Annotated in this window: 12 protein-coding genes; 5 read left to right on the top strand and 7 right to left on the bottom strand. The window is 63.1% G+C overall.

Features of this window, described 5'->3' with window-relative positions:
• Positions 1–106 precede the first annotated feature (106 nt).
• A complete protein-coding gene (locus CXR00_RS08895) occupies positions 107–595 on the top strand; it encodes a hotdog fold thioesterase (RefSeq protein ID WP_104054162.1) in 489 nt (162 codons plus the stop codon).
• Between the two features lie 18 nt (positions 596–613).
• On the opposite strand, the gene CXR00_RS08890 is transcribed toward CXR00_RS08895, so the two are convergent.
• Positions 614–1969 carry an HNH endonuclease signature motif containing protein gene (locus CXR00_RS08890; RefSeq protein ID WP_104054161.1) on the bottom strand — a complete coding sequence of 452 codons (1356 nt, stop codon included), beginning with the start codon at positions 1967–1969 and terminating at the stop codon, positions 614–616.
• Positions 1970–2113: 144 nt separating this feature from the next.
• On the bottom strand, positions 2114–2668 hold the full coding sequence (locus tag CXR00_RS08885) for a dihydrofolate reductase family protein (RefSeq protein ID WP_181032510.1): 555 nt from the start codon (positions 2666–2668) through the stop codon (positions 2114–2116).
• 201 nt (positions 2669–2869) lie between these two features.
• On the opposite strand from CXR00_RS08885, the gene CXR00_RS08880 reads away from it, so the two are divergent.
• On the top strand, positions 2870–3949 hold the full coding sequence (locus CXR00_RS08880; RefSeq protein WP_104054159.1) for an alkene reductase: 1080 nt from the start codon (positions 2870–2872) through the stop codon (positions 3947–3949).
• A gap of 126 nt (positions 3950–4075) precedes the next feature.
• Here the strand turns inward: CXR00_RS08880 and CXR00_RS08875 are convergent, their stop codons facing one another.
• The 4 genes from CXR00_RS08875 to CXR00_RS08860 all read right to left on the bottom strand — a co-directional run bounded on the left by CXR00_RS08875 (position 4076) and on the right by CXR00_RS08860 (position 8286).
• Positions 4076–4312: a hypothetical protein gene (locus CXR00_RS08875; protein ID WP_104054811.1), complete on the bottom strand. Its 237-nt coding sequence runs from the start codon at positions 4310–4312 to the stop codon at positions 4076–4078.
• A 2-nt stretch (positions 4313–4314) separates the two neighbouring features.
• A complete protein-coding gene (locus CXR00_RS08870) occupies positions 4315–5559 on the bottom strand; it encodes an inorganic phosphate transporter (RefSeq protein ID WP_104054810.1) in 1245 nt (414 codons plus the stop codon).
• A gap of 278 nt (positions 5560–5837) precedes the next feature.
• Positions 5838–7865: an MFS transporter gene (locus CXR00_RS08865; RefSeq protein WP_104054158.1), complete on the bottom strand. Its 2028-nt coding sequence runs from the start codon at positions 7863–7865 to the stop codon at positions 5838–5840.
• A gap of 10 nt (positions 7866–7875) precedes the next feature.
• Positions 7876–8286: an Hsp20/alpha crystallin family protein gene (locus CXR00_RS08860; protein WP_104054157.1), complete on the bottom strand. Its 411-nt coding sequence runs from the start codon at positions 8284–8286 to the stop codon at positions 7876–7878.
• A 297-nt stretch (positions 8287–8583) separates the two neighbouring features.
• On the opposite strand from CXR00_RS08860, the gene CXR00_RS08855 reads away from it, so the two are divergent.
• Genes CXR00_RS08855 through glsA form a run of 3 tightly spaced genes read left to right on the top strand, consistent with a single transcriptional unit; the run spans position 8584 to position 12695 of the window.
• Positions 8584–9966 (top strand): glutamate decarboxylase, encoded by a 1383-nt coding sequence (locus CXR00_RS08855; protein WP_104054156.1) that lies wholly within the window; start codon positions 8584–8586, stop codon positions 9964–9966.
• Between the two features lie 18 nt (positions 9967–9984).
• A complete protein-coding gene (gadC, locus tag CXR00_RS08850) occupies positions 9985–11745 on the top strand; it encodes a putative glutamine/gamma-aminobutyrate antiporter GadC (RefSeq protein WP_104054155.1) in 1761 nt (586 codons plus the stop codon).
• Complete coding sequence (gene glsA, locus CXR00_RS08845) at positions 11742–12695, top strand: glutaminase A (RefSeq protein WP_104054154.1); 954 nt, start codon at positions 11742–11744, stop codon at positions 12693–12695. The genes gadC and glsA overlap by 4 nt, the downstream gene beginning before the upstream one ends.
• Positions 12696–12724: 29 nt before the next feature.
• Here glsA and CXR00_RS08840 read toward each other — a convergent pair whose 3' ends face one another.
• Positions 12725–13489, bottom strand: a complete 765-nt coding sequence (locus CXR00_RS08840) for an IclR family transcriptional regulator C-terminal domain-containing protein (RefSeq protein ID WP_104054809.1) — start codon at positions 13487–13489, stop codon at positions 12725–12727.
• Positions 13490–13494 lie beyond the last annotated feature (5 nt).

Here is a 13494-nt window from a genome sequence, read left to right as displayed (position 1 = left end):
CGCGTCACTAGATGCGGGGGTCTGTTCAAGAACGGTTTCAGCAGGGGTTTCGGCTTGGATATCGGCCAGTTTGGTAGATTCACTCACAGGTGTAAGCCTAGTTGGCATGAGCGACATTTTCACGCCGGGCGCCGGCGCACCGGCCGAGCCAGCCAACGAGTACACCGATCAGTTGAACGAGGCGGGAGTCCCGCCTGAAATGCACAGCTGGCTGAGTGCCAACGGAGTCGGGCCCCTGGTCGTGAAGATGGGTATCCGTTTTTTGGAAATGAGTGCTGAGCGGCTGGTGGCCACCATGCCCGTGGCCGGCAACGAGCAGGTGGCCGGGATTCTGCACGGCGGCGCCCATCTGGTGCTGGCCGAGACTCTGGGTTCTTTCGGTGCAGCGCTGCACGCGGGCCCCGGGCGGCAGGCCCTCGGTATCGAAATCGGTGCCACCCATCACCGCGCCATCGCGTCGGGCACCGTCACGGGTACCGCAACCGCCATTCATCTGGGTGGCACCCTGGTGACGCATGAAGTGGTCATGACCGACGAAGAGGGCCGCCGCCTGAGCACTGCGCGCATCACGAACATGATCCGCGACGCCCGCTGAGACGCCCCCGCCGCTCGGTCACGCCACCCGAACTCCGGGAGGAGCAGGCGCTGCTGATCTGTAGCGGTGACCCGTGGGCGTGACGGTTTCAACGGTATGGGCGGCACCGAGCTCACCGTCCGATACCGAGCAGGCCCAACCCGGCGCCTCTTTGGCGTGATTGCAGGCCTCGCACAATCCCTGCACATTGTTGGCGGTGGTTGTGCCGCCAACATGCCAGGGTTTGATGTGGTCGAAGTGCCGGATGGGGGACCCGCACCACGGCATCCGGCAGTTTTGGTCCCGTGCGGCTATGAAGCGCGCCAGTCCTGCCGGAACCAGCCGCGCCTTCGAATCCATGTCGACCAGCTGTCCGGTGGACGGAGCCGTAAACAGCCGCCGCAGCCACACCTCCGTTGCCGTGTTGCCAGAACTGCCGGAGTTGCGGGAGCCGTCGTTGCGGGAGCCGTCGTTGCTGCCCGATGTTTCGAGCTTCCGCCGGACCAGATCACGGGCAAACTGTGCCGGGATTACCCCATACCCGGGAAGGACAGCAGGCTCGGCAGCACCGGCCAGGAGCGTCTGATCCGTCATGACCAGCTGTACCTCCACGCGCACATCACCTGCCTTGGACCGCCCGGTGATGCGCTCCACCAGCGTGTCAGCCATGATTTGGCCGCGGCCCCGCGAATCCCCCGCCGCCCGCAGCCGGTCCGCCTCTCGTGCAAGCGTGGCGAAGACCTCCACCCCCTGGGCGACAGGCAGCAGTCCGGTCAGATAGGTCATGGTGTCCGGAGCCGGACGGCAGGACACAAAACGCTCTGACTCGGCCTTGGCAGCCCGGTTCACCACTGACGCCGGATCCATCCCGTAGGCAAGGCCCTTAATCCGCGCGATCAACTGTCTGTCCCCCAGCGCTTCGAGTTCTGCCGGATTCCCCGCCAGCATGTCATCGATCCGTTGCCGGTCTGCAAGTGTGAGGCATGCGGTTTCCCTGACAAGGATCGTTGCCCGCCATTCGCTGACGAATCCCCCGGACAGGGCCTGCAGGGTCTTCGGCATTTCCTTGGTCAGGATGCGGGCCAAACCAAGCAGCTGGGTTCCCCGGTGCGGTGATTCCCGTCGGGCGAATCCAATTTGAGCCCCGATGCCTTTACCCAACTGCTCCTTTTGAACTCCGGCGTCCGCTTGGCTGCGGCGTACCGCAGAGTCGACGAGGGCAGCGGCCCGCGCCTGGGCGGCCGACGCTGCAGCTTTGAGTTCTTCCAACGCACGGATCTGGTCAATCAACTCCGGCCCCGCAGAGCATGCCGGCCCTGCTGCAACTTTGGCCAGCTCTTCCATCCAGATACGGATAGACGCATCCTGAGCTACAACCCATGGTTTATCGAACATACGTACTATTTTATTGGTCCACGACGACGATAAACAGGGATAATCGCTTACAGAGTTACTGGTGAACTACTCGAATTAAGGGAAAGCCCCGGTCTTGCGCGCGTAGTGCAGCCACGCCGCCTCACCAGACTCACCAAGACTCATCTACCGGCGCAGATCATATCGCCGCTGCAGCACTGCACTCCCCAAGGAACGCTCCTTCACACCGCCAGGATCAATACCTTCCACCACGTGCGCCAGCTCGCGGCCGCTGCCCGGGGAAATGGGCAAAACGGTGACCACCATTTCATCCACCAGCCCGGAATCCAGAAACTGCCCCGCCAGGTTTCCACCTCCGGTCAACACCACGTCCCTCTGGCCGGCGTCGTGCAGGATGTCCGGATGGAATTCAGCAACATCGCCGCGCACAAAAGTAATATCCGCCCCGGAAATCCCCGGAAACTCGTGATGGGTAAAGACCCACACGGGAATGCTCCCGAACGGCCAGGACCCGGGATCCGCCACGAAAGAGCGGTAGGTTTCAGCTCCCATCGCTACCGCACCGGCAGCGGCGAGGAATTCTGAGACGTGCGCCTCCGCCTCCCGGGCACCCGCATGCTCCGGGGCGCCCGCAAACGTCCGGAGCCATTCCCCCGGGCCCGGCGCCTGCGCGATGAATCCATCCTGCGACGCTGCAACATAGTAGATAGTTCCGGCCATGCCGCCCATGCTAGCCGCGCGGCTCCGCAAGCACAGGCCCCGGCGCGGTCCTCCGCCTCGGCCCAGCTGAATCCCGCGGAATCGAGCTGAGGAATACCTCACCCTGCCCGCCGGTTGGGACCTACTGGAGAGCAGCGCGAACCACCAGCGCCGGGACCTGCCACTGGGCAACTGCGGCGCGATCTACAGAAAGACTTTTTTGTGAACCTTTTTTCACCGTTGACCCTTGGCGGCATTGAACTGCCCAACCGCCTGATCATGGCGCCGCTGACACGGACGCGCAGCGGCCGCGACGGCGTACCCACAGCCCTGATGGCCGAGCACTACAGCCAGCGTGCTTCCCTGGGCCTGATCGTCAGCGAGGGAACTTATCCCTCGTTCGCAGGACAGGGCTTCACGGGTCAGCCCGGCCTGGTGACGGATGAGCAGATTGCCGGCTGGAAGAACGTTACGGATGCCGTCCACGCTGCCGGAGGGCGCATTGTTGCCCAGGTCATGCATGCCGGCCGGGTGACCCACCCGGGAACCAACGGCGGCCGCGAGGTGGTGGCTCCCAGCGCCATCGCGATTGACGGCGTCACCCGCACCTACGACGGCAAGCAGCCCTTCCCTGTGCCGCATGCCCTTACCGAGGCCGAACTGCCGGGTGTCATCGACGAATTCGTTGCCGGTTCGGCGGCGGCCATGAAGGCAGGGTTCGACGGCGTCGAACTGCACGGCGCCAACGGTTACCTGCTCCATGAATTCCTGTCTGCGGAGTCCAACCAGCGCACCGACAGCTACGGCGGAACTCCCGAGAACCGTGCCCGGTTTGTCGTAGAGGTCTACCGGGCCGTGGCTGAGGCCATCGGCGCTGACCGCACCGGCATTCGGATTTCTCCGGAGCACAACGTCCAGGGTGCACTGGAAACCAACCCGGCAGAGGTCCTGGCAACGTACACCGCCCTGGTGGAGGGCATTGCACCCCTGAAACCGGCGTTCCTGAGCATCCTGCACCAGGACCCCTCGGACATCATGGTTCAGGCACTGCGCCGCAGCTTCGGCGGCCCGGTCCTCCTGAACTCGGGCTTTGGCGTCATCACGACCCGGGAAGAAGCCATTGGCATGATGGAGGACGACCTGTGCGACGGCGTGGTGGTGGGCCGGCCCGCAATCGCGAACCCGGACCTGGTGCGCCGCTGGCAGGAAGACCTGCCCCTGAACACCCCTGACCCGCGCACCTTCTACACTGACGGCGCTGCCGGCTACACGGACTACCCCGCCTACGCTGACGCCGTCTAAGATCCGGGGGCAGCTGTAGGGGCACCGGAAACAAGCACGGAAAAGCCCGGCGACGACGGCCACCTCAGTGGCCGCCGTCGCCGGGCTTTAGTGTTTTCCGGTTAGGGCTAGGCGGCAGCCCTCCCGCTAGAAGTGCAGAGCCGGGACAATCAGGTAAACGCCGAACAGCACAGCCGCCCCGCACAGTGCAAAGCACGCGTACGCGCCGGCCTTGACCAGCACGAGCCTGCCCTGGGCTGCGGGACTGGGCTGGGCATCGGATGAGATTGCATAAAGGCGTACGCCGGTTGAATACAGCCCGACGACGAGGAGTGTCGCCACAAGGGTGACCAGGGCCACCACAAGGTAGGCAAGCCAGTCGATGCTCATTTGGAGTGTTCCTTATCCATGGGTCGGGCGGATGCTTCCGGTGCCCCGGGGGAAACCGAGCTCCCGGAGCGGGACTTGCCCTTCTTGATGCGCACAGCACCGCCGGCATTGTCGATGTTGCTCACGGCATTGTCATGGCCCACCCGGTTGCGGCGGGACCAGAGGAAGATGAACAGGATGATGGCCAGGCCCAGGATGCCGTCAATGGTTACGCCGACCATTCCCGTACCGGCCACCGCTGCAGCCGCAGCTCCCATGACAGCAGCGGCCGGGAGGGTGAGCAGCCAGCCGCCGGCAATCCTGCGCGCCGTACCCCAGCGGACCTCGGCACCCTTGCGTCCAAGGCCGGATCCAATCACCGAACCCGAGGCGACCTGTGTGGTGGACAGGGCCATGCCCAGATGAGTCGACGCCAGGATCGCTGCCGCCGTGCTGGTCTCGGCCGCAAATCCCTGAGCCGGTTTGACGTCCGTCAGGCCGGTGCCCATGGTGCGGATGATCCGCCAGCCGCCGGCATAGGTGCCTGCGGCGATGGCGAAGGCACAGGCTGCAACCACCCACAGCACCGGGCCGGTTCCAACCGTCTGGAAACCGCCGGAGATCAGTACCAGCGTGATCACGCCCATGGTCTTCTGAGCATCGTTGGTGCCGTGCGCCAGGGCCACGAGAGAGGAGGAGAAGATCTGTGCGTAGCGGAAACCGCCGCGCTTGCGGGGCAGCTTGTCGCCGGAATCCGGATCATGCCGCCGCGTGATGGAGTAGGCCAGCTTGGTGGCCAAATACGCTACGGACAGCGCAATTGCCGGTGCGATGAACGCCGGCAGGATGACCTTGGACATCAGCACGGAATAGTCCACGGCGCCAAAACCCGCACCCACAACCGCCGCGCCGATCAGACCGCCGAAGAGAGCGTGGGAGGAGCTGGAAGGAAGACCCAGCAGCCAGGTGATGAGGTTCCAGATCACGGCGCCAAGCAGACCGGCAAAGATCATGACCGGGGTGATTTGGATGCCGCCGTCGCCTTCGCGGATGATGCCGCCGGAAATGGTCTTGGCTACCTCTGTGGACAGGAAAGCCCCCACGAGGTTCAGCACCGCCGCCAGGGCTACGGCGGTCTTTGGCTTGATTGCGCCGGTGGCAATGGGGGTTGCCATTGCGTTGGCTGTGTCGTGAAAGCCGTTGGTGAAGTCGAAAAATAATGCGAGCGCAATCACCAGCGCCACCATGAGGGTGAGGTCCACCAGGTACCCTAACTGAAAAATAAGAAGGAAATAGAAGTCCGTCAAAACATTCGCGGCCGCATCCGGGGCCTTCGATACTGCAGACCGCGGCGGCAGCATATCTCCGGTGTGCGCCGAAACGCTCCTGATGTGCGGGCGCACTGTCCCCGAGGGGACCAGCACCCAGAATATGCCAGATAGATCCTATGCTCTGAACCAACCAGGGACACAAAAGCCGGGGTGTGTGTTTGGTCTCGAACAGGTGTGCCCAGACCGGCAGGCACCCCTGGACACACCCCCTAGATCCGCAGCCCTGTAGTGGGCGGCGCTGTGCCGAGTTCCACGTCAATCAGGGTGTTGGGCGCCGGGAGGATGACCCGGCGCGTGTGGGAGGTGGCACCGTCCGGCTCCACTACGGTCAGGATGTACGTTCCGGGACGGGGAAGCGGCAGCTCGTAGTTGCCGGCGTTGTCTGAATGCACGGCAACTGTTTCTCCCTCCGACGGCCGTACAAGGACCACCAGGGCCCCGTCCACCGGACGGTTGTCGTGGGTGATCTTTCCGGTAAGGGTTAGCCGTGCCTTGAACCGGATGTCATGGCTGTGCGGAACTCCGGGAAAGGTGAGGGTCTCTGAAACGGGCCGCCACTGGTGCTGGGTCGCGATGAGGAGGTACTGGCCGTCTCCCGGGAGCACGACGGCGTAGCGCCCGCGGTCGTCTGCCCGGTCCCAGTCCACCTGCTGGCCCCGGCGGTCCGTAGCCAGGACCACGCCGCCGGGAACCGGGGTCCGCCCGTCGTCGGCCAACAGAGTTCCGGTAACCATAATCTCCTGCTTGGCGTCCACCGGGGGCGGCTGGACCTGACCGGGCTCCGCATGCAGCGCCGGATGTGTTGCCTCCCGGCGCACGGAGCGGGGAATGAAGCACGAGATGCCCGTGGCCAGCAGCGCGGCACACCCGGCCATCGCGAAGATTGCCCGGAAAGCGTCCACCCCCGGAAAGACGGTGCCGTCCACTCGGATCGTGACGGAAACAAGAATGGTGGCAACGGCAGCACTGCAGGTTGAGGTACCCACCGACCTCAGCAGAGTATTCACGCCGTTCGCTGCTGCGGTGTCAGTGAGCGGAACGTTGCTCATGATGAGAGTTGGCATGGCTGCCATGGCTACGGCGGTTCCGACGGAAATGATCACGGCGCCGATAATGATGCCCGTGACGGTGTGGACAAGTACCACCCGTGACATGTAACCCGCCGCCATGACGGCACAGCCCAGGACCATGGTGGATTTCGCACCGAAGGTATTGGTGACAAAGGCGGACAGCGGCGCAGCCGCCACCATGGCCAGGCCGGCGGGGATCATGGTGAGCCCGGCCACCAGCACGCTCAGCCCGAAACCGAATCCGCTCTCCTTGGACAGCTGCAGCTGCTGGGTTGTGACCAGCATGTTGGCATACATGGAGAATCCCACCAGGACGGTCGCCGCGTTCGTCAGCAGCACCGGACGCCGCGCCGATGTCCGCAAATCCACCAGCGGCTGCCCCTTGCGCAGCTCCAGGGGAAACCAGAACGCCAGGAGCACTGCGGCGGCAGCAAACAATCCGAGGATTGCGTCACTGGTCCAGCCCCAGACACCGCCCTTGCTGATTGCCAGCAGCAGCGCCGTCATGGCACCCGAGAGCAGCAGCGCACCCTCATAGTCAAAGCGGCCGGGCGTGCGGACCCGGGACTCCGGTACAAAAACCACGACGGCGGCAAAGATCACCACCGCGATGAGGCCCACGACCCAAAAGGTCGCCTGCCAGCCCAGGTTTTCGTAGATGAATCCCGACAAGGGCAGTCCCAGGGCGCTGCCGATGCCGAAACTGGCGCTCATGAGGGACACGGCCCCGGCAATTTTTTGCTGTGGCAGCGCGTCGCGCAGGATGCTGATTCCCACCGGGATCACCGCTCCGGCAAAGCCCTGGAGAGCACGTCCCACCAGTGCCCAGAAAAATGTTCCGCCGACGGATGCGGTGAAGGCGCCAACGACCATCATGGCCATGGCGATCAGCAGCATCCTTTTTTTGCCGAACATGTCGGCCAGTTTCGAAACGATGGGTGTCGCCACTGCGGCCGTGAGAAGGGTGACAGTAACGAGCCAGGACACGTCGTCGCTGGTCACACCGAAGATTCGCGGGTACTCCGGAAGCAGCGGCACCACCGCCGTCTTCTCCAGGGACACGGCGATTCCGCCGCATCCCAGGGTGGCGATGACCACCCAGTCCGGAAATTTCCGCCTGCTGCCGCCGTTGCCGGTGCCGGTCCGCTCCGATGGCGCGTTGCTCATCGGAGTGCTGCTAGCCGCGGGAGATGGGCACCTTGGTGGATGAAGACCCAACCTCAGGCACCGGCACCCGAACCTCCAGGACGCCGTCGTTGTAGGACGCAGTGACGTTGTCCTGGCTGGATCCGGCGGGCAGGGGAATGTCGCGCGTGAAGGAGCCGTAACGGAATTCGCTGCGGTAGCCGTTCTTGTCCTTGTGTTCGGACTCTTCGCGGCGCTCGCCCTTGATGTGCAGCACACCGTCACTGACGGAAACGTCCAGGTCCTTGTCCGGGTCGATGTTGGGCAGTTCGGCCTTCACCACCATGCTGGAACCGTCCCGGTATTCCTCCACGGGAAACGCCGGCACCTCCCAGTCGCCCTCGAAGAATTTGCGCACTGGTTCGGGCAGTTCAAACCGGTCACGCCGCGCTAGTCCAGCCATGGGAAATCTCCTTGCAGCTCTGATGATGCGAGATAAAGCTCGGTCTGTGGAACACGCTGTGCGGTTCACACGCTACGCGCGGCACGCTCACCCGCTCAACCATCCGAGGCCGTCCGGGCGTCTGATGCACCGGAACAACATCTGTTTGCTCCGTCCCGGCGGCAGGGACCCCGTGGGGGCTGGTGTGGCCATTTTGCCGCACGTAGTGTTTTTGATGCGCGCCCTTGAGATATTCCTGGCTGCCGTTCACTGCGGCCCGGTGCCGGTCTCGGCATCGCCGATGAAAGGTCACAACCCATGGCACAAAAACGGGACAAAAACACCCTGTCGGTTAATCCGCTCTTCGCCCGTCCGGGTGAAGACACCATTGCACTGAAAACCAAGCTGGCCGACGGACAGATGATGCCGGAAACGGCATATCAGATTGTTCATGACGAAACCATGCTGGACGGAAACGCCCGGCTGAATCTGGCTACGTTCGTAAGCACCTGGATGGACGACCACGCCAACAGGCTGTACGCCGAGACATACGACAAAAACATGATTGACAAGGACGAGTATCCGCAGACCGCCCAGATTGAGCAGAACTGCTGGAAGATTCTTGCCGACCTGTGGCACTCGCCGGACCCCGAAGGAACCATCGGCACATCCACTGTGGGTTCCTCGGAGGCCTGCATGCTGGGCGGACTCGCGCTCAAGCGGCTGTGGCAGAGCGCCCGCAGGGCGGACGGGAAGCCAACGGACAAACCCAACCTGGTCATGAGTTCGGCAGTCCAGGTCTGCTGGGAGAAGTTCTGCAACTATTTCGACGTCGAGGCCCGGCTGGTGCCCATCAGCGAAGAGCACAAGTGCCTGGACGGCTTCGAACTGGAAAAGTACGTCGATGAAAACACCATTGGTGTGGTTGCCATCATGGGCGTCACCTACACCGGCATGTATGAACCGGTAAAGCAGATCGCCGCGAAGCTCGACGATATCCAGGCCTCGACGGGACTGGACATCAACATTCATGTGGACGCAGCATCAGGCGGAATGATCGCCCCGTTCATCCAGCAGGATCTTGAGTGGGACTTCAAGATCGACCGGGTCCACTCCATCAGCACCTCGGGCCATAAGTACGGGCTTGTGTACCCGGGACTCGGCTGGGTGGTGTGGCGCGAACGCCAGTGGCTGCCCGAGGACCTGATCTTCTATGTGAGCTATCTGGGCGGAGACATGCCCACGTTCGCCCTGAACTTTTCGCGGCCCGGAGCCCAGGTCGTCCTCCAGTTCTATTTGTTCCTGCGGCTGGGGCGCGAGGGGTACGCCAAGATCCAGCAGGCCTGCCAGGACGTTGCGGTCTATCTGTCCTCCGGCATCAGTGAAATGGGACCGTTCGAGTTGTGGAACGACGGCACGGACATCCCGGTGTTTGCCTGGCGGCTCAAAGAGGGCCACACGGACAAGTGGACCCTGTATGACCTGGCCGAACGGCTGCGAACCAGAGGGTGGCTGGTGCCGGCTTACCCCATGCCCAGCAACCTGGAGAAGCTGACAGTAGAGCGGATCGTCGTCCGCAACGGCCTCAGCATGGATCTGGCGGACAGTCTTCTGGAAGACATCCGGAAGGAAACCGAGTACCTCGATCGGCTTGAATCGCCGATGCCGCAGGAGTCAGCACAGCCTGGCTTCCATCACTAGCCTCGGGAGGTGAGTGCAATGAGTGATCCCACTGCATCGAGCGGTTCATCAGCGGCGGGTTCGGGCGCATCCGGCCCCAAGACACCTACGCCGACTCAGACATCAAAAAAATCCAAGCAGGCCGCGACCATTACCATTGGCGCCCTGGCCGTCATGAACATCGTGGCGGTGGTCAGCCTCCGGGGCCTGCCCTCGGAAGCGGAATACGGACTGAGCTCAATCTTCTACTACGTGCTCGCTGCCGTGGTGTTCCTGATTCCGGTATCCCTGGTGGCCGCAGAGCTGGCAACAGGTTGGCCGGAGACCGGCGGTGTCTTCCGCTGGGTCGGTGAGGCCTTCGGGCCGCGCTGGGCCTTCCTGGCCATGTTCATGCTGTTCATTGAAGTCACCATATGGTTCCCCACCGTGTTGACCTTTGGTGCGGTGTCACTGGCCTATACCGGAGAGAACCAGAACATAGACGCGCAGCTGGCAGGCAACAAAGTCTTTGTCCTGGCCGTGGTGCTGGTGGTGTACTGGCTCGCTACGTTCATTGCTTTCCGCGGAGCAGCGGCCTTCTCCAAGGTCAGCCAGTGGGGCGGGATCGTCGGCACCATCATTCCGGCGATCATCCTCATCGTCCTTGGATTTTCCTATTACTTCGCGGGCAACACCCCGCAGATCCAGATGGGCTGGGGAGAGCTCATCCCTGATTTCTCCAACTTCTCCAACGTGGTGTTGGCGGCGAGCATCTTCCTGTTCTATGCGGGCATGGAGATGAACGCCATCCACGTAAAGGAAGTCAAGAATCCAACCCGCGATTATCCGATTGCTGTGCTCATTGCGGCGGCCGGAACGGTCATCATCTTTGTCCTGGGCACGCTCGCCATTGCGTTTGTGGTTCCCCAGGCGGATATCAACCTGACCCAAAGCCTGCTCACGTCCTACAACGACATGTTCGAGTGGGCCGGAATTGGATGGGCGGGCCCGATTGTCGCAGTCATGCTTCTGATCGGTGTACTGGCCGGCGTAGTCACGTGGGTGGCTGGCCCCTCAACGGGCTTGCTCACCGTCGCAAGGGCAGGTTACCTGCCCCGCTTCTGGCAGCACACCAACAAGCACGGCATGGGTACCCACATCCTGTTCTTCCAGGCCTTCGCTGTTACCGGACTGGGCTTCATCTACGTTGTTCTTCCGTCAGTGCAGGCCGCGTATCAGATCCTGAGCCAGCTCACGGTGATTCTTTATCTGATCATGTACCTGCTGATGTTCGCCGGCGCCATTTACCTGAGGTTCAGCCAGCCGAACCGGCCGCGCCCCTACCGGGTTCCGGGCGGGAACGTTGGCATGTGGCTTATTGGCGGTCTCGGATTCCTGGGGTCCCTGGTGGCTTTTATCTTCAGCTTCATTCCCCCGGACCAGATCTCCGTCGGATCGCCCGCTGTGTACGTGGGCATCCTGGTGGGAGGAGCGGCGGTGTTCGTGATCCTGCCGCTGGTGATTTACGCTCTGCGCAAGCCGCACTGGCGGGATCCTGAGAGCAACTTCGAGCCGTTCACGTGGCAAATCGAACACACCCACCCCGGCACGGTGTCCAAGTCCTCCGTTCCGACTTCGGTGCTTGTCGAACAGGCACTCGCGGGCACATCGGCGTCATCCGGTTCGGACGCCGCAGCCGGACCGGCAACCGGAACAGCAGCGGGTGACTCCGCGGCTCAGCCGGGCGGGACCGGCGGCACCGGCAAACCACCGATTAGGCCCCGGCCCGGGCCCGCCGTAGGAGGGAGCGCAGCCCTATGATGCCGGACAAATCAGCTATCACCCAGGCCGTTCAAACGGCGTACTCGGACCATGCCAAGGACACCGGCGGTGCCAACGCCAGTTACATTCCATATTTGGCGTCCGTGGACCCGTCCCTGTTCGGCGTGTGCGTGGTGACGGCCGACGGCGACGTGTTCGAAGCCGGTGACACCGGATTCGAATTTGCGCTGGAATCCATTTCCAAGGTGTTTTCCATGACCCTGGCGATGCAGGACGTGGGGCTGCGGGAATTCCATGACAAAGTGGGTGCCGATCCCACCGGCGAGCCGTTCAACTCGGTGATGGCTGTGGCGATGCACGACAACAAGCCGGTTTCGCCGCTGGTGAATGCGGGGGCCATGTCCACCGTGTCACTGATCCCGGCAGAGTCCCCGGATGATCGGTGGGAGAAAATCCTGGACATGCAGAGTGCTTTTGCCGGCCGGAAAATCAAGCTCAGCGACGCCGTCAATGACTCCGAGCAGTCCACCAACTTCCACAACCGCGCCATTGCGTGGCTGCTGTACTCAGGCGGAACGATGTACTCGGATCCAATGGAAGCGTGCGAGGTGTACACCCGGCAGTGCTCCACGTTGGTGACGACCAGGGATTTGGCGACAATGGGGGCCACCGTGGCTGCCAGGGGGCGAAACCCGGTCACGGGAAAGCAGGTGTTCGATGCGTCCCTGGTGCCGCCGATCCTGGCGGAAATGACCATGGAGGGAATGTACACGTCCTCAGGGGACTGGGCCTACAAGGTGGGCCTTCCGAGCAAGAGCGGCGTGGGCGGGGGAATCCTTGCCGTCATGCCGGGAACCCTGGCAATAGCTGCCTTCTCTCCCCCGCTGGATCCGGTGGGCAACAGTGTCCGGGGGCAGAAAGCCGTGGCGCAGGTGGCTGCGGCCCTGAACCTGAACATTTACAACTCGACGGACTACGCCGAGCAATAAGGCGACGCCCAGTAATAAGCAGCGAGCAGTTAGCGAAAGTTGAGGTCGGCCGTGATCCGTTCCGCGGCCGACCTCAACTGTGGAATAACCGTCTCCTCCAAGGACTCGTCGGGATCCCGATGGGTCTGCAGGGACACATTGGCGGCCGCCACTACTTTGCCCGCGCGGGACACCGGCACGGCCACCCCGCGCAGGCCGCCTTCCAGTTCGTCGGTGACCCGGGACCATCCCCGGCGGCCGGCGAGTTCCACCTCCGCGCGCAGCTCTGCCAGACCGGAGACGGAGTGCGGAGTAAATGACTGGAATTCGACGGCGGCCAGATGGGCTTCGCGCTCGTCCGGTTCAAGTGCAGCGATCAGGACGCGCCCCATGGACGTCGCCCATGCGGGAAACCTTGTGCCCACGTTTACGGAGACGTGAACCAGCCGGGGCGCCGTAAAGCGTGCCACGTAGACCACGTGCATGCCGTCGAGCACACAGAGGGACGTGGTTTCCCCCAGATCCGCGGCGAGAGCCTTCAAATGGGGCTCCGCGACCGATGGCAGGGTCAGTGTTGCCAGGAAGGCTGAGCCAATGTCCAGGGAACGCGGTGCCAGTTCGAACACGGTGCCGTCGCTGCGCAGGTATCCCAGGTCACGGAGGGTCAGCAGGAAACGCCGGGCCGCGGCCCGGCTCAAGTCCGTTGCCGCCGCCACGGCGCTAACGCTCAACCTCGGGTGCTCGGGCGTAAAAGAACTCAGCACCGCGAGGGTCTTCTCCGTCGACTTTACGTAGTATCCGTCTTCAGCCCCCATTTTGC

This window comes from Arthrobacter sp. 9E16 (genome assembly GCF_002929435.1).
Lineage (GTDB): Bacteria > Actinomycetota > Actinomycetes > Actinomycetales > Micrococcaceae > Arthrobacter_B > Arthrobacter_B sunyaminii.
The sequence above is the reverse complement of the archived record's forward strand: the minus strand, read 5'-3'. Positions and strand labels throughout refer to the sequence as shown.